We start from the raw sequence: 15,399 nt of genomic DNA, 5'->3' as shown, positions 1-15,399 counted from the left end.
CAACCGGATAGTTCCAGGGTAACAGATCGCCGTAGGGCAGCGTATAATACGCCACCGTATTTGCCCCTGATTGGGCAGGTGACAGAGCTCACGGGCTTCGAGTCGAAGCACGCCGTGTCTCTGTGAGGTTTTCTACCTGAAGGAGAGAGAAATGACGGCTACAGCCCCGGTGATAACCGTTGATGGACCAAGTGGCGCGGGCAAAGGCACGCTGTGTAAAGCGTTGGCCGAGTCCCTTGGTTGGCGTTTGCTGGACTCCGGCGCGATCTATCGCGTGCTGGCGCTGGCGGCGTTGCATCATCAGGTGGATATCACTTCTGAGGAAGCGCTGGTTCCGCTGGCCGCACATCTCGATGTTCGCTTCGTTGCCCAGGACGGCAAGCTGCAGGTGATTTTGGAAGGTGAGGACGTCAGTAATGAGATCCGCACCGAAACCGTCGGCAACACCGCGTCGCAAGCGGCTGCGTTTCCGCGCGTGCGCGAGGCGTTGCTGCGCCGCCAGCGCGCATTCCGCGAGGCGCCCGGCCTGATTGCCGATGGCCGCGACATGGGCACGGTGGTGTTCCCTGACGCGCCGGTCAAGATTTTCCTCGACGCCAGCTCGGAGGAGCGCGCGCACCGCCGCATGCTGCAGTTGCAGGAGAAAGGCTTTAATGTTAACTTTGAACGTCTTTTAGCCGAGATAAAGGAACGGGACGACCGTGACCGTAATCGGCCTATCGCGCCTCTGGTGCCCGCTTCTGACGCCCTCGTGCTGGATTCTACCAGCATGTCGATCGAAGAAGTGATCAGGCAGGCGTTGACGTATGCACAGAAAGTGTTGGCGTTGCCGCAGCAATAAGCGCGGCGGCGCTATTGGCTTTTTGTCATATTTGTCATAGCGGTATCGCAATATATCGGGTAAAATTTTACCCCTGTAACCTTAAACCCTGTCGGCATGGAGCCAATGGCGGGGTATGTGAAACAACCCCATTCGGCGGGACGCTAAATGGACGTTAAACTAAAGAACCCTGAAGATTAACAACATGACTGAATCTTTCGCTCAACTCTTTGAAGAATCCTTAAAAGAAATCGAAACCCGCCCGGGTTCCATCGTTCGTGGCGTCGTTGTTGCTATCGACAAAGATATCGTACTGGTTGACGCCGGTCTGAAATCTGAGTCTGCCATCCCGGCTGAGCAATTCAAAAACGCCCAGGGCGAGCTGGAAATCCAGGTTGGTGACGAAGTTGACGTTGCTCTGGATGCTGTTGAAGACGGCTTCGGTGAAACCCTGCTGTCCCGTGAGAAAGCTAAGCGTCACGAAGCTTGGATCACACTGGAAAAAGCCTACGAAGAAGCTGAGACTGTAACCGGTGTTATCAACGGAAAAGTGAAGGGTGGCTTCACCGTCGAGCTGAACGGCATCCGCGCGTTCCTGCCAGGTTCCCTGGTTGACGTGCGTCCGGTACGTGACACTCTGCACCTGGAAGGCAAAGAGCTTGAGTTCAAAGTCATCAAGCTGGATCAGAAGCGCAACAACGTTGTCGTTTCTCGCCGTGCGGTTATCGAATCCGAGAACAGCGCTGAGCGCGATCAACTGCTGGAAAACCTGCAGGAAGGCATGGAAGTTAAAGGTATCGTTAAGAACCTCACTGACTACGGTGCATTCGTTGATCTGGGCGGCGTAGACGGCCTGCTGCACATCACTGACATGGCTTGGAAACGCGTTAAGCACCCAAGCGAAATTGTCAATGTTGGCGATGAAATCACTGTTAAAGTGCTGAAGTTCGACCGCGAGCGTACTCGTGTATCCCTGGGCCTGAAACAGCTGGGCGAAGATCCATGGGTTGCTATCGCGAAACGTTACCCAGAAGGCACCAAGCTGACTGGCCGTGTAACCAACCTGACTGATTACGGCTGCTTCGTAGAAATCGAAGAAGGCGTTGAAGGTCTGGTACACGTTTCTGAAATGGATTGGACCAACAAAAACATCCATCCGTCCAAAGTTGTTAACGTGGGCGACGTAGTGGAAGTGATGGTTCTGGACATCGATGAAGAACGTCGTCGTATCTCCCTGGGCCTGAAGCAGTGCAAATCCAACCCATGGCAGCAGTTCGCAGAAACCCACAACAAGGGCGACCGCGTTGAAGGTAAAATCAAGTCTATCACTGACTTCGGTATCTTCATCGGCCTGGACGGCGGCATCGACGGCCTGGTTCACCTGTCTGACATCTCCTGGAACGTTGCAGGCGAAGAAGCAGTACGTGAATACAAGAAAGGCGACGAAATCGCTGCGGTTGTTCTGCAAGTTGACGCAGAGCGCGAGCGTATCTCCCTGGGCGTGAAGCAACTGGCTGAAGACCCGTTCAATAACTACCTGTCTATGAACAAGAAAGGTGCTATTGTTACTGGTAAAGTCACTGCAGTTGACGCCAAAGGTGCTACAGTTGAATTGGCAGGCGGCGTAGAAGGTTACCTGCGTGCATCTGAAGCCTCTCGCGACCGCATTGAAGATGCAACTCTGGTTCTGAACGTAGGTGACGAAGTTGAAGCTAAATTCACCGGCGTTGACCGTAAGAACCGCGTTGTAAGCCTGTCCGTACGTGCTAAGGACGAAGCTGACGAGAAAGACGCCATCGCAACTGTTAACAACAAACAGGAAGAAGGCAACTTCTCTAACGCAATGGCTGAAGCTTTCAAAGCGGCTAAAGGCGAGTAATGACGGGGGGCGGTCGCTGACCGCCCCAATACGGTAGTTTAGCTGCAAAGCTTGGAGGTACTATGACCAAGTCTGAACTTATTGAAAGACTTGCTGGCCAGCAATCTCATATTCCGGCGAAGGCCGTTGAGGATGCAGTGAAAGAGATGCTTGAGCACATGGCCGCTACGCTGGCCGAGGGCGAACGCATTGAGATCCGCGGATTCGGCAGTTTTTCTCTTCACTACCGTGCCCCGCGTGTAGGCCGCAATCCGAAAACCGGTGACAAAGTTGAGCTGGACGGCAAGTACGTTCCTCACTTCAAACCAGGCAAAGAGTTGCGTGACCGCGCCAATATCTATGGCTAGTCGCTGACTGCTCATAGCGTTGTTGCTTGTAAAGAATATAAAACGGTGCCTGTAAGGCGCCGTTTTTTTTCGTCTGCAATTCTCCGCGATACGCTCGCGAGTTGCGTACTGCGCCGCATTTACGATGTGGCTCCTGCATAGATCTCTCTTATCCTGCCATGTTCAGCGCATCTTCGTTAAAGCCCGCTGGCGGCGACGTGTCGCCTGAATGATCCTGCTTGCTTGCCGTGACGCGTTTTTGCTCATGGCGGAGCCGATGGGAGAAAAGCGATCAAAATTTCGCTGGATCTGGCGATATTCGCCGTTATCTGCGGCATCCTGCCGCTGCTGATTTTACCGCAGTTGCCAGAACTATGGCTGCTGTGGCCGATGCTTTTTGTCGGCTGCTTGCTGTTGCGCGCGCGTTGGCCGTTCTGCCGCTATTTGGCCTGCCTGGGATTGGGATTCACATGGGCGGTTTTCAACGCCGGAAGCCTGCTCGGGCAAATGGAGCGCTTAACTCGCATGCCGGACGTGACGGCGGTGGTGCAGGTGAGTAGCGTCGCGCTGGAGCCCGCCGCCAGTAAACAGACGCTGATGCGCATCGAGCGGGTCGACGGTCATTGGTTAGCGCCTGCGCTGGCGTTTACCACGACGTGGGCTCCCGAACGGCAGCGGCTGTGCGCCGGGCAGCGTTGGCAATTGAAACTGCGCCTGCGGCCGGTACATGGCAAGCTCAATGAAGGCGGATTTGACAGCCAACGTTGGGCGATCGCCCAGCGCCAGCCGTTGACGGGGCTGGTCAGGCAGGCTCGTTTGCTGGATGGCGATTGCGGGCTGCGTCAGCGCATCATCAGCCATGCGGAAACTAACATCGGTGAATTGCGTTACAAGGCGGTATTGCTGGCGCTGGCGTTTGGGGAACGAACCGCGCTGGAGCAGGCTTTGCGCACGCTGATGCTGAAAACCGGCATTGCGCATTTAATGGCCATTTCAGGGCTTCATGTGGCGATGGTCGCCATTTTGTTCTGGGCCGCGTTGCGAGCGCTGCAGTTTTTTCTTCCCGCCCATTTGATTGGCTATCGCTTTCCATTGGTCGCAGGCTGGGTGGCGACGCTGATCTATGTTTGGTTGGTGGGCGCCCAACCACCGGCGGTGCGTACCGCGTTGGCGATGACGCTGTGGATGCTGCTGCGCTTGCGCGGCGTTCATTGTTCTTCCTGGCAAGTGTGGCTGTGGTGTATCGGGCTGATTTTGCTGTGCGATTCGCTGGCGGTTTTGTCAGACAGTTTTTGGCTGTCGGTGCTGGCGGTGGGGTGTTTGATTTTTTGGTTTGAATGGGCACCGCTCAGCGAGCGATTTCGCTCGGCCTGGTATTGGGCGCCGGTACGCTGGCTGCATATTCAGCTGGGCATGACGCTGTTGCTGGTGCCGATGCAGGTCGCGCTGTTTTTAGGTCTGACGCTGAGCTCGCTGCCTGCCAATCTTTGGGCTGTGCCCATCGTCTCATTGGTGACGGTGCCGTTGATTTTGCTGGCGGTGATCGGCGGCGTCTTCCCCTCGCTAAGTTACGGGCTTTGGTGGTTGGCCGATTTCACGTTGAGCGGGGTGTTTGTGCCGCTGCATTACCTGCAACGCGGTTGGGTGGATTTGGGGGCCGCCTCGCTGCTGGCCAGCATAGCGGGATGGCTTATCGTTATCTGCTGGCGCTTTCATTGGTGGTGGCGCTATGCGCCGGGGCTGGCGGCGGTGGCGATATGCTGCGTGTTGTGGCGTGGCAAAGCGCCGGACTATCGCTGGCGCGTCGATATGCTTGATGTCGGGCACGGGTTGGCGGTGGTTATCGAGCAAAACGGCAAGGGGATACTGTACGATACCGGCGATCGTTGGCCCACGGGCAGCGCCGCCGAACGGCATATCTTACCGATGTTGAACTGGCGGAATATTGAACTGGAGCAGATCATTATCAGCCATATTCACCTCGATCATATCGGCGGGCTGCCGGTGATGCGGCGGGCGTTTCCGCAGGCGACGGTGCGCAGCCCGATACGCGGGGAAGGGCACTTGCCCTGCATCGCCGGGGAGCGTTGGCGCTGGCAATCGCTGCAATTCGAGGTGCTGTGGCCACCGAAAACGCGCAAAAGGCCGGTCAATGACGACTCCTGCGTGATCCGCATCGACGATGGGCAATTCAGTTTGCTGCTCACCGGCGATGCGGAAAAGCAGGCGGAGGCGCAGCTGTTACGGTTGCGGCGCGATCGCTTGGCGGCTACGGTGTTGCAGGTGGGGCATCACGGCAGCAAGACGTCCTCGACGCCGCCGTTTCTGCGCGCGGTCAATCCCGAAGTGGCGCTGGCCTCCGCATCGCGTTACAACAAATGGCGATTGCCGGCGCGGAAAGTGGTCGCCAGATACCGGGCAAATGGCATCCAATGGCGCGATACGACGCGCTCCGGTCAGTTATCGGTACTTTTTTTCGACAACGATTGGCAAATTAAAGGCTTTCGCGAACAATTAATGCCCCGTTGGTACCATCAGCGGTTTGGCGTAGAGGGTGATAATGAGTAAAATAGGCCGCTATTTCTTCCGATGCTGGTATTTGCATGATGAATGATAAAGATCTCTCGACCTGGCAGACGTTCCGTCGACTCTGGCCGATGATCACTCCTTTTAAGACCGGGCTGATTGTGGCCGCCATTGCGTTGATTATGAACGCAGCGGGGGACACGCTGATGCTGTCTCTGCTTAAACCGTTATTGGACGATGGGTTTGGAAAAACCGACAGCAGCGTGCTGGTATGGATGCCGTTGGCGGTGATTGCGCTGATGTTGATGCGCGGCGTGACCAGTTTTGTTTCAAGCTACTGCATTTCCTGGGTTTCCGGCATGGTGGTGATGCAAATGCGCCGCCGCCTGTTTGGCCACATGATGAGAATGCCGGTGGCCTTCTTCGATCAGCAGTCCACCGGGACTTTGCTGTCGCGCATTACCTATGATTCCGAGCAGGTAGCTTCCTCCTCTTCCAGCGCGCTGGTGACCGTGGTGCGTGAAGGAGCCTCGATCATTGGCCTGTTCATCATGATGTTCTACTACAGCTGGCAGCTGTCGGTGATCCTGATCGTGCTGGCACCGATCGTCTCCATCGCCATTCGCCTGGTGTCCAAGCGTTTCCGCAACATCAGCAAGAACATGCAGAACACCATGGGGCAGGTGACCACCAGCGCCGAACAGATGCTGAAAGGCCATAAAGAAGTGCTGATCTTCGGCGGCCAGCAGGTGGAAACCGAGCGTTTTAACTCGGTGAGCAACCGCATGCGCCAACAGGGCATGAAACTGGTCTCCGCGTCTTCCATTTCCGATCCGATCATTCAGCTGATCGCTTCGCTGGCCCTGGCGTTCGTGCTGTTTGCCGCCAGCTTCCCAAGCGTGATGGAAACCCTGACCGCCGGCACCATTACCGTGGTGTTCTCGTCGATGATCGCGCTGATGCGTCCGCTGAAGTCGCTGACCAACGTCAATGCCCAGTTCCAGCGAGGGATGGCGGCCTGTCAGACGCTGTTCTCCATTTTGGATATGGAACAGGAAAAAGACACCGGCACCCGCGAAGTGAAGCGTGCGAAAGGCGATATCGAATTCCGCAACGTCACCTTCTACTACCCGGCCAAAGAAACGCCGGCGCTGCGTGATATCAACCTGAAAATCGCCGAAGGCAAAACCGTCGCGTTGGTGGGCCGTTCCGGTTCGGGTAAATCCACCATCGCCAACCTGCTGACGCGCTTCTACGATATTCAGGAAGGCGAAATCCTGATGGATGGCCACGATCTGCGTGAATATACCCTGGCCTCGCTGCGCAATCAGGTGGCCCTGGTTTCGCAAAACGTGCACCTGTTCAACGACACCATCGCCAACAACATCGCCTATGCGCGTGAGAGCGAATACAGCCGCGAGCAGATTGAGAAAGCGGCGGAAATGGCGTACGCGATGGACTTCATCAACAAGATGGAAAATGGTCTGGATACGGTGATCGGTGAAAACGGCGTGATGCTGTCCGGCGGCCAACGCCAGCGCATTGCCATCGCGCGTGCTTTGCTGCGCGATTGCCCGATCCTGATCCTGGATGAGGCGACGTCTGCGCTGGATACCGAATCCGAGCGTGCCATTCAGGCCGCGCTGGACGAGCTGCAGAAAGACCGCACTTCGCTGGTGATCGCGCACCGTCTGTCGACCATTGAGAAGGCGGACGAGATCCTGGTGGTGGAGGACGGCCGCATCGTCGAACGCGGTGAACACGCCGAGTTGCTTGAGCGGCAGGGCGCCTATGCGCAGCTGCACCGCATGCAGTTTGGTCAATAATGATTGAGCGCATCTGGTCCGGCGGTTCGTTGCTTTATCTGGCGCTATTGCCGCTCTCGTGGCTCTATGGCTTGTTCAGTTGGCTGATCCGTCTCAGTTACCGCTGCGGCCTGCGTAAAAGTTGGCGTTCGCCGGTGCCGGTAGTAGTGGTGGGTAACCTCACCGCCGGCGGCAACGGCAAAACGCCGATGGTGATTTGGCTGGTGGAACACCTGCAGCAACGGGGCTATCGCGTTGGCGTGGTGTCACGCGGCTACGGCGGCAAGTCGGCGGTTTATCCGCTGGTGCTCGGTCAGAATACGTCGACCCGCGAGGCGGGCGATGAGCCGGTGCTGATTTATCAACGTACCGGTGCGCCTGTGGCGATCGCGCCCAAGCGAGCCGAGGCGGTGCAGGCCCTGCTGCAACAACAGCCGCTGGATGTGATCATCACCGACGACGGCTTGCAGCACTACGCTTTACAGCGTGACTTCGAGCTGGTAGTCATCGACGGCGTGCGTCGTTTCGGCAACGGCTGGTGGTTGCCGGCCGGGCCGATGCGCGAGCGTGCCGCGCGGCTTGGCAGCGTCGATGCGCGCGTCGCCAATGGCGGCGTGGCGCAGGCCGGGGAAATTGCCATGCGCCTGCAGGCGCGTGATGCGGTGAACCTGCTGAGCGGTGAACGTCGCCCGGCGGCTGAGCTGCCGCGCGTGGTGGCGATGGCGGGCATCGGCCATCCGCCGCGTTTCTTCGCGACGTTGGAAAAGTTGAACGTCGAAGTCGTACAGGAAGTGGCGTTTGCCGATCATCAGGAATATCAGCAGGAACCGCTGGCGGCGCTGGTTGCAGCCGATCAAACGCTGTTGATGACGGAGAAGGACGCGGTGAAGTGTCGCGCCTTTGCCCAGCCCAATTGGTGGTATTTGCCGGTTGATGCGGTGCTACCGTCCGCTCAGGCTGAGCAACTGCTGCAGGATATCGAATCTCTGCTGACTAAGTAATCTCAGGATGCCAGCGTGGCAAGCCCCAGGGCTTGCGCGCAGGCTTCCAGCGAACGCTGCTGGGTTTGCTGATACAGCGCCAGTTCGTCGATCACCTCACTGCCCAACGCTTGTTCAAACGCTGCCCGGCTGGAAACCGCGTTGTACTGCGCGTGGCGGCTGTCCCCCAGATTCGACTGGAAAATCCCCGCCGCGCTGACCGGCAGAAAATCTTCATATACCAGAGGCTGGAAGCGAACGTGTTCTTTCTCGATCAATTGTTCCAAGGTGCTGTGCTTGTCCAGCGACTCTTTGGCCGCCAGGCCGCATTCGGTCGGGAAATAGCGGAACCAGGCCAGCTGTTGCTCACGCAGCGTGGCGTAATCATCCGGAAACGCCCGGAAGTTTTCCTCCAGCAGTTGATAGTAGCGCTCGGCATTCTTCTCGCTCGGCGGCGCCTGCAACGCATCGTTGGTCGCCTGCAGCAAACGGTCGTAAAGTTCGCGTCCTTTAGGCGTTAGCGCCACGCCGCGTTGTTCGATCTCGCCGAAGCGCGCGGTATGGTGACCGGCGATGGCGTGGCCGTCGTGCTCAACGAAATCGACGCTTTCTTCCAACGCTTTGAAGCTGGTTTGGCGCAGCAGGATCGCGCGGCGGCGGCGCGGCGGGCCCTCGATGACCGCTTTGGGCGTAATACCGCGGCCGGGCATCGCTTGCTGAACGCGATCGATATCCAGCGTACGTGGTGTCAGATGGTTGATATGCGGCCCTTTAAACGCCACCACGTCGGCGATCAGGCGATGCTGATCGTGCAGCTGCCGGTATTCTTCGGCGCTGACCGTCGCCTGGTTATGCCAGCGGAAGGTTTCCAGCGCTTGTTCGACAAATTCTTGCGCCTGCACTTCATTCAGCCCGCCTTGCGCTTCCTGCAGCGCCATCAGCTCCAGCGCGCGATCGGTAAAGATACGGCGGCGCGCCAGCAAGCGCTCGGCCAGCGCACGCAGCGCGGGATCTTCTATCAGTTCCAGGCGCAGCAGGGAGGTGAACACGCGGAAAGGACTGATCTGCAGCGCGTCTTCGTGTATGGCGCGAAAAGCGGTGGAGTGCACCGGAACGCCCGCCACCGACAGGTCATAGTAACCGACCGGCGCCATGCCCATCACCCGGAACAGGCGGCGCAGGGTGGCCAGTTCGTCCGCCGTGCCGACCCGGATCGCGCCGTGGCGCTCCATGGCCAGGCGTTCGATCTCGCCGGTGATTTGCAGTTGATGAGCCAGTGCGGCATCTTCGCGTAGAACCTGCCGGTTGGTTTCCGCCACCAGCTCCAGCAGATCGCCGTACAGCGGTACCTCTTTTTGATACATGTCCGACATCGCGTGAGAGAATCTGGCGCGGATTTCATTAGGTGAAACGAACTGCTGGGCGGTCATGCGCATAGCTCCTTGATTCAGCATAATCTGAAAAATCGTGTTTTTAGCGGCAAAAGTGCTGGCGAAAAAGCCGTCTGCCTTGTTTTCCCCTCAAGTTTAGCCATCTGATTTGGGATTTGTTATAGCGGCGTCAAGCATATTAGAGTTTTATGCGTTAGCTCTCATTTGCAGCGCTCAGACGGGCAAATGATACCCCGGTGAGAAGAGGAACGCGCTGGATCGGCTGCGGCGAGCGTTAAATTAAGTCATGTATATTCATGGGGATAAAAATAAATTCGGCGTAATGATGAATTTATTGCAATAAACCTCTTGTGCATTCACCATTTTTATGAGTAAATGCAAGTCGGCCTGTAATCCAGACCTATTTATGTTCGAGTTTAGAGTTAAGCAGTTCCTCCAAAAACGTTATCATCCGATTCCGCTTCAAAGACGAACCTTCTAAGTACCTCCCATAAGTAATGTTTCTGAAATGGCCGCAATTGCCTCTTATGGCAGGTTTTGTAAATATATTTAAAGGTAAAAGTAATGTCTAAGAAGACTGGTCAAGTTAAGTGGTTCAACGAAAGCAAAGGTTTTGGTTTCATTGAGCAGCACGACGGCGGCAAAGATGTATTCGTACACTTCTCCGCAATCATGACCGACGGTTTCAAGACCCTGGCTGAAGGCCAGCGCGTCGAGTACACCATCCAGGACAGCCCGCGCGGGCCGGCTGCCGCCAACGTAGTTGCTCTGTAAGAAGACAGGGAACGCGTATAAAGAGATCTTAATACAACCATGGTGACGCTTCAGCGCTGAGTCATGCGGAAGATATTAAGTTCAACAAGCCCGCCTTAGTGCGGGTTTTTTATTTTTTTGCTCACGAGAGGTTTGTTACGAAAAACTTTAGGATGGGCTGGTAGCGTCCAGACAATATAAAAAATGACGTTGTCAAGGATGCTCAAGTAAAAGGATATAAGTTATGTTTAAAAATACTGTGTTAAAAATGGGCCGTGTGAAATGGTTTAATCAGGCCGAAGGCTATGGTTTTATTTCACCGGTAGATGGCAGCGACGAAATCTATGTCAACCGCAACGCTATCGCCAACACCAAAAATAAGTCGTTGAACGAAGGTCAGAACGTTGAGTTCTCGATCTATCGCAGCTCGCATGGGCTGTCCGCGGCAGACGTTATCGCGTTCTGATCGCATCCTCCTTCCTCGCCAGTGCCGGTGTCGCCACCCGCAAGCACTGGCGAAGATAAATCCCGCGATATCCACTATTATCAGGCCATTGCCTACTCGCCACGGATATCAGGATGACCACCCCGACCATTTCCCTTACCGCCGCTCGCGCGCTGCACCTTGCCGCCCAGGGGCTGCTTTCTCCGCTTAAACGCCAGGCTCGGCCCGATGATGTCGTGAGCGCGATCCAGCGCATGGGGCTGTTACAAATCGATACCATTAGCGTCGTCGCCCGCAGCCCGTATCTGGTGCTGTTCAGCCGTTTGGGGGCCTATCAGCCGGAGTGGCTGGAGCAGGCGCTCGCCGGCCGCAAGTTGTTCGAGTATTGGGCGCACGAGGCCTGTTTCCTGCCGATCGAAGATTTTGGTCTGCTGCGGCATCGCATGCTGGCGCCGCATGATATGGGCTGGAAATACTCCGCCGACTGGGTGCAGCAGCACCAGGCGGCGATGGACAACCTGCTGCGGCACATCGAACAACAGGGGCCGGTGCGTTCCGCCGATTTCAGCGCCGAGAAGAAAGGCAACAGCGGGTGGTGGGACTGGAAACCGGAGAAACGGCACCTGGAGATCCTGTTTACCGCCGGCAAGCTGATGGTGGCCGAGCGTCGCAACTTCCACCGGGTTTACGATCTGACCGAAAGGCTGCTGCCGGCCTGGGACGATGCGCGTCATGCGCTGCCTGCGGAGCGGGCGCGCCGGCAGATGTTGCATCGCACCTGCCGCTATCTGGGCATTTTCCGCGCCGAGTGGTTGGCGGATTATTATCGGCTGAAACGCGTGGCGCCAAAAGCCTTGCTGGCAGAGCTGCAGGCGCAGGGGGAAATTTCGCCGGTGCAGGTAGAGGGGCTGGAAGGGCAGTTCTATGTGCATGAATCACTGGCGGAACTGCTGCCGCTGGCGGAGCAGGGCAAACTGAAATCGACGGTCACCAGCCTGCTGTCGCCTTTTGATCCGGTGGTGTGGGATCGCCGCCGGGCGCTCGAACTGTTCAACTTTGACTATCGGCTGGAGTGTTACACGCCGAAAGAAAAACGTCGCTATGGTTACTTCACGTTGCCGGTGCTGCATCGGGGCGAACTGGTGGGGCGGATTGACGCCAAGGCGCACCGTCGCCAGGGCATCTTCGAGATCATCAGTTTCCATACGGAGCCGCAGGTGCGCTTCGGCAAACAGCGAACGCAGGATATCCGGCAGGCCATCGCGCGCACGGCCAAATGGCACGGTGCGCAACGCGTCGCGCTGGGCGACATTCCGGCCGCGTTGGCCGCGGAATGGGGTGCCGGCTGGGAAGTGGGATAACGAGCGACGCCGTCGGTGGGGTAAAACGAAGTGAAGCGTCGCTCGTTACAAAGGGGCTCAGTGGCTGAAGTTAGCGAACAGAGCGATGATTTTATGCAGACGTTTGATCATGTATCACGGCTTTCTTTTGTGATTTGTGTCACAAAATTCTACGCCGGGATGCGCCGCAGTTCAAGCTGTCGCGCCGACGCAGTGAGGAAATATCGGCGGCTTGGCGCCGCCGATGATTAACCTGAGGCCGGGCGTTATGCTATCCTCACTGCCTTTCCCAGATGACCTATCCCCTAGCGGAGGATGCATGGACCACCGTTTACTCGAAATCGTTGCCTGCCCGGTATGCAACGGCAAACTCTATTTCAATAAAGAAAACCAGGAACTGGTGTGCAAAGCGGATGGGTTGGCTTACCCGCTGCGTGACGGCATTCCGGTGCTGTTGGAAAATGAAGCGCGTGCGCTGTCGCTGGATGAGAAGCACGCATGAGTTTTATCGCTATTATTCCCGCCCGCTACGCCTCAACCCGTTTGCCGGGCAAACCGCTGGCCGATATTCACGGCAAGCCGATGGTGGTGCATGTGATGGAGCGCGCCCGTGAGTCCGGCGCCAGCCGCGTCATTGTGGCGACCGATCATCCTGAAGTCGCCAAAGCGGTGGAAGCCGCCGGCGGCGAAGTGTGTATGACCAGCCCGGATCACCATTCCGGCACCGAGCGTCTGGCGGAAGTGATCGCGCACTACGGCTTTGCCGACGACCAGATCATCGTTAACGTGCAGGGCGACGAACCGCTGATCCCACCCGTTATCGTGCGGCAGGTGGCGGAAAACCTGGCGGGCAGCCAGGCCGGCATGGCGACGTTGGCGGTGCCGATCGAGAGCGCCGAAGAGGCTTTCAACCCCAATGCGGTGAAGGTGGTGATGGACGCGCAGGGCTACGCGCTCTATTTCTCACGCGCCACCATTCCGTGGGATCGCGAGCGTTTCGCCGCGTCGAAAGAGAGCATCGGCGACAGCCTGCTGCGTCATATCGGCATCTACGCATACCGCGCGGGCTTCGTGCGCCGCTACGTCAGCTGGGCGCCGAGCCAACTGGAGCAGATCGAGCTGTTGGAACAGCTGCGCGTGCTGTGGTACGGTGAAAAGATCCACGTGGCGGTCGCGAAAGCGATCCCGAGCGTGGGGGTCGATACGCCGGAAGACCTCCAGCGCGTGCGCGACAGCATTCAACCCTGAGCCTGATTTCGTCGGCGCGCCGCGCAACGCGCCGACGATGCAATACCCCCATTATTGATCCCCGTTTTGTTGATCTGCGTTGAAGAATTTTTCCGCTCGCCGTTCGATGATGTTACGCATCCCCCCTAATTAGCCTGAGGTGAATGCCTTATGGAGCAGTTACGCGCCGAACTGAGCATTGTGCTGGGTGAGTCCATCAGCCGGCTGGAGCGGGTGAGCGAACAGCCTTATGCGCATATGTATTCGCTGTACGATCGGCAGGGCAACGCGATCCCGCTGATGGCGAAAAGCTTTATCTGTCGGGGCATCGCCCAGCAGGAGGCGTACAAGCTGTCGATGCTGGCGCGCGACGGGGATATTCGCCTGCCTACGGTGTATGGCGTGGTGCGTACCCACCAGGCGCCGTATACGGAAATCCTGCTGATCGAGCGCCTGCGCGGCGTGTCGGCTGAGGCGCCGACGCGCTCGCCGGATCGCTGGAATATGCTGATGGAGCAGATCGTTGACGGGATATTGGCCTGGCACCGCATCGACAGCCACGGCAGCGTCGGCAGCGTTGACAGCACGCAGGAGAATGACTGGTTTTGCTGGTATCAACAGCGGGTCGAAGTGCTGTGGGCGACGGTGGTCAATCTCACCACCCCGCAGTTGACTATGGCGGATCGGCGTTTGCTGTACCGCACGCGCGAAGCGCTGACCCATTTCTTCGTCGGCTTCGATGATCCCTGTGTTCTGGTGCACGGTAACTTATCGCTGCGCAGCATGCTGAAAGATCCCAAAAGCGATCAACTGCTGGCGATGCTCAATCCCGGCGTAGTGCTGTGGGCGCCGCGCGAATACGATCTTTTCCGCCTCTGCGAGGCGGGCATGCCCAGCCAGCTGTTGTTCAGCTATCTGCAGCGGGCGCCTGTCGCCGACGCTTTCCTGGCGCGGCGCTGGCTATATGTGGTGTGGGAAGCGGTAGGGCGTTTGATCCATACCGGCAAGCTGGAGCGGCGGCCGTTCGACTATGCATCGCAACAGCTGCTGCCCTGGCTGGCCGGTTGAACGAGCTTTACTCTGCGCCGGCGCTATCTGCACCCTTCAGCCATTGCCACAGACTACCCAGCGTTTCATACCAGGCGCGCTCGGTATGGCCGAGGAACATTGACGACGGTGTGGCGCGATCCCAGATATTCAGCGGCGAGTCGATCGCCAACTGGTTGGCCGGCGCCGGGATCGGGTGCAGCCCCTTAGCCTTGAAGAAACGCATGGCGCGCGGCAGATGGTTGGCGGAGGTCACCAGAATGAACGGTTGCTCGCCGACCAATTTGGCGACCTGAGCGGCCTCTTGCTCGGTATCGCGCGGTTCCCCCAAGATCACCATATCACTGCGCGGCACGCCCAGGCTTTCGGCCACCAGCGCCGCAGTGGCGGCGTTGCTTTGCATGGGGCCGGCGGACGCGCCGGTGAACACCATCCTGGCGCCGGGATGTGCAAGGTAGAGCCGCACGCCTTCCGTCACGCGCGGCAGACTGTTGCCGAGCAGGTTTGAACTGGGCGCCCAATCGGGATTGTAGGTATAGCCCCCACCCAACACGACGATGTAGCTGACCGGATCGTTACCGCGATAAGTCTGGTATTCGGCTTCGATCGGCCGCAGCAGCCGGTCGGCCACCGGTTGCAGGCTGAAAAGCAGTAAAAACAGCCAGCTCAGCGTGAAAATCGTCTTACCGCTTTTTTGCCAGCGGGTGAACCACAGCAGCAGCAGCGCCAGCCCCATCAGCAGCATCAACAGCGGCAGTGGCATCAGCAGGGCGCCAAAGAACTTTTTCAGGTTGAACAGCATCGAAAATCAGATCCTTTTGGGTGAAAAAGCGGCATCCAGGTATAAACAGGCCGCAAGA

Annotated in this window: 14 protein-coding genes; 12 read left to right on the top strand and 2 right to left on the bottom strand. The window is 57.7% G+C overall.

Features of this window, described 5'->3' with window-relative positions:
- The first annotated feature begins 151 nt into the window (after positions 1-151).
- From cmk to lpxK, 6 genes are all read left to right on the top strand, one after another.
- Positions 152-841: a (d)CMP kinase gene (cmk, locus tag ACJ8IJ_RS07750; RefSeq protein ID WP_004928270.1), complete on the top strand. Its 690-nt coding sequence runs from the start codon at positions 152-154 to the stop codon at positions 839-841.
- A 184-nt stretch (positions 842-1,025) separates the two neighbouring features.
- Positions 1,026-2,699 (top strand): 30S ribosomal protein S1, encoded by a 1,674-nt coding sequence (gene rpsA, locus ACJ8IJ_RS07745; RefSeq protein WP_004928267.1) that lies wholly within the window; start codon positions 1,026-1,028, stop codon positions 2,697-2,699.
- 62 nt (positions 2,700-2,761) lie between these two features.
- Positions 2,762-3,046: an integration host factor subunit beta gene (ihfB, locus tag ACJ8IJ_RS07740; protein ID WP_004928264.1), complete on the top strand. Its 285-nt coding sequence runs from the start codon at positions 2,762-2,764 to the stop codon at positions 3,044-3,046.
- A gap of 270 nt (positions 3,047-3,316) precedes the next feature.
- Positions 3,317-5,593 carry a ComEC family protein gene (locus ACJ8IJ_RS07735; RefSeq protein WP_442518642.1) on the top strand — a complete coding sequence of 759 codons (2,277 nt, stop codon included), beginning with the start codon at positions 3,317-3,319 and terminating at the stop codon, positions 5,591-5,593.
- 35 nt (positions 5,594-5,628) lie between these two features.
- Entirely contained in the window at positions 5,629-7,377 is a 1,749-nt protein-coding gene (gene msbA, locus ACJ8IJ_RS07730; RefSeq protein ID WP_021504329.1) for a lipid A ABC transporter ATP-binding protein/permease MsbA, read from the top strand.
- Complete coding sequence (gene lpxK / locus ACJ8IJ_RS07725; RefSeq protein WP_004928251.1) at positions 7,377-8,357, top strand: tetraacyldisaccharide 4'-kinase; 981 nt, start codon at positions 7,377-7,379, stop codon at positions 8,355-8,357. The genes msbA and lpxK overlap by 1 nt, the downstream gene beginning before the upstream one ends.
- A gap of 2 nt (positions 8,358-8,359) precedes the next feature.
- Here lpxK and hglS read toward each other — a convergent pair whose 3' ends face one another.
- The gene (gene hglS, locus ACJ8IJ_RS07720) at positions 8,360-9,766 is read right to left on the bottom strand and encodes a 2-oxoadipate dioxygenase/decarboxylase HglS (RefSeq protein WP_004928247.1); all 1,407 of its coding nucleotides are present in this window, start codon (positions 9,764-9,766) and stop codon (positions 8,360-8,362) included.
- A 525-nt stretch (positions 9,767-10,291) separates the two neighbouring features.
- Here hglS and cspE point away from each other — a divergent pair.
- The 6 genes from cspE to ACJ8IJ_RS07690 all read left to right on the top strand — a co-directional run bounded on the left by cspE (position 10,292) and on the right by ACJ8IJ_RS07690 (position 14,560).
- The gene (gene cspE, locus ACJ8IJ_RS07715) at positions 10,292-10,501 is read left to right on the top strand and encodes a transcription antiterminator/RNA stability regulator CspE (protein ID WP_004928244.1); all 210 of its coding nucleotides are present in this window, start codon (positions 10,292-10,294) and stop codon (positions 10,499-10,501) included.
- A 223-nt stretch (positions 10,502-10,724) separates the two neighbouring features.
- On the top strand, positions 10,725-10,946 hold the full coding sequence (locus ACJ8IJ_RS07710; RefSeq protein WP_004928241.1) for a cold-shock protein: 222 nt from the start codon (positions 10,725-10,727) through the stop codon (positions 10,944-10,946).
- Positions 10,947-11,059: 113 nt separating this feature from the next.
- Positions 11,060-12,286, top strand: a complete 1,227-nt coding sequence (locus ACJ8IJ_RS07705) for a winged helix-turn-helix domain-containing protein (RefSeq protein ID WP_004928239.1) — start codon at positions 11,060-11,062, stop codon at positions 12,284-12,286.
- Positions 12,287-12,584: 298 nt separating this feature from the next.
- On the top strand, positions 12,585-12,767 hold the full coding sequence (locus ACJ8IJ_RS07700) for a Trm112 family protein (protein ID WP_004928237.1): 183 nt from the start codon (positions 12,585-12,587) through the stop codon (positions 12,765-12,767).
- Positions 12,764-13,513, top strand: coding sequence for a 3-deoxy-manno-octulosonate cytidylyltransferase (kdsB, locus tag ACJ8IJ_RS07695; RefSeq protein ID WP_004928235.1), 750 nt, complete (start codon positions 12,764-12,766; stop codon positions 13,511-13,513). Before ACJ8IJ_RS07700 ends, kdsB begins: the two co-directional genes overlap by 4 nt.
- A gap of 150 nt (positions 13,514-13,663) precedes the next feature.
- Positions 13,664-14,560, top strand: coding sequence for a YcbJ family phosphotransferase (locus ACJ8IJ_RS07690; RefSeq protein WP_004928233.1), 897 nt, complete (start codon positions 13,664-13,666; stop codon positions 14,558-14,560).
- Between the two features lie 7 nt (positions 14,561-14,567).
- Here the strand turns inward: ACJ8IJ_RS07690 and elyC are convergent, their stop codons facing one another.
- Positions 14,568-15,341 (bottom strand): envelope biogenesis factor ElyC, encoded by a 774-nt coding sequence (gene elyC / locus ACJ8IJ_RS07685; protein WP_015377333.1) that lies wholly within the window; start codon positions 15,339-15,341, stop codon positions 14,568-14,570.
- Between the last annotated feature and the right edge of the window lie 58 nt (positions 15,342-15,399).

It is taken from the genome of Serratia sp. CY40230 (genome assembly GCF_052168835.1).
GTDB lineage: Bacteria > Pseudomonadota > Gammaproteobacteria > Enterobacterales > Enterobacteriaceae > Serratia > Serratia nematodiphila.
This window is presented reverse-complemented; position numbering and strand designations above follow the sequence as displayed.

Coding starts and splice junctions, on each gene's coding strand:
- cmk (WP_004928270.1), top strand. CDS start 152: ATGACGGCTACAGCCCCGGTGATAACCGTTGATGGACCAAGTGGCGCG.
- rpsA (WP_004928267.1), top strand. CDS start 1,026: ATGACTGAATCTTTCGCTCAACTCTTTGAAGAATCCTTAAAAGAAATC.
- ihfB (WP_004928264.1), top strand. CDS start 2,762: ATGACCAAGTCTGAACTTATTGAAAGACTTGCTGGCCAGCAATCTCAT.
- msbA (WP_021504329.1), top strand. CDS start 5,629: ATGATGAATGATAAAGATCTCTCGACCTGGCAGACGTTCCGTCGACTC.
- lpxK (WP_004928251.1), top strand. CDS start 7,377: ATGATTGAGCGCATCTGGTCCGGCGGTTCGTTGCTTTATCTGGCGCTA.
- hglS (WP_004928247.1), bottom strand. CDS start 9,766: ATGACCGCCCAGCAGTTCGTTTCACCTAATGAAATCCGCGCCAGATTC.
- cspE (WP_004928244.1), top strand. CDS start 10,292: ATGTCTAAGAAGACTGGTCAAGTTAAGTGGTTCAACGAAAGCAAAGGT.
- ACJ8IJ_RS07710 (WP_004928241.1), top strand. CDS start 10,725: ATGTTTAAAAATACTGTGTTAAAAATGGGCCGTGTGAAATGGTTTAAT.
- ACJ8IJ_RS07705 (WP_004928239.1), top strand. CDS start 11,060: ATGACCACCCCGACCATTTCCCTTACCGCCGCTCGCGCGCTGCACCTT.
- ACJ8IJ_RS07700 (WP_004928237.1), top strand. CDS start 12,585: ATGGACCACCGTTTACTCGAAATCGTTGCCTGCCCGGTATGCAACGGC.
- kdsB (WP_004928235.1), top strand. CDS start 12,764: ATGAGTTTTATCGCTATTATTCCCGCCCGCTACGCCTCAACCCGTTTG.
- ACJ8IJ_RS07690 (WP_004928233.1), top strand. CDS start 13,664: ATGGAGCAGTTACGCGCCGAACTGAGCATTGTGCTGGGTGAGTCCATC.
- elyC (WP_015377333.1), bottom strand. CDS start 15,341: ATGCTGTTCAACCTGAAAAAGTTCTTTGGCGCCCTGCTGATGCCACTG.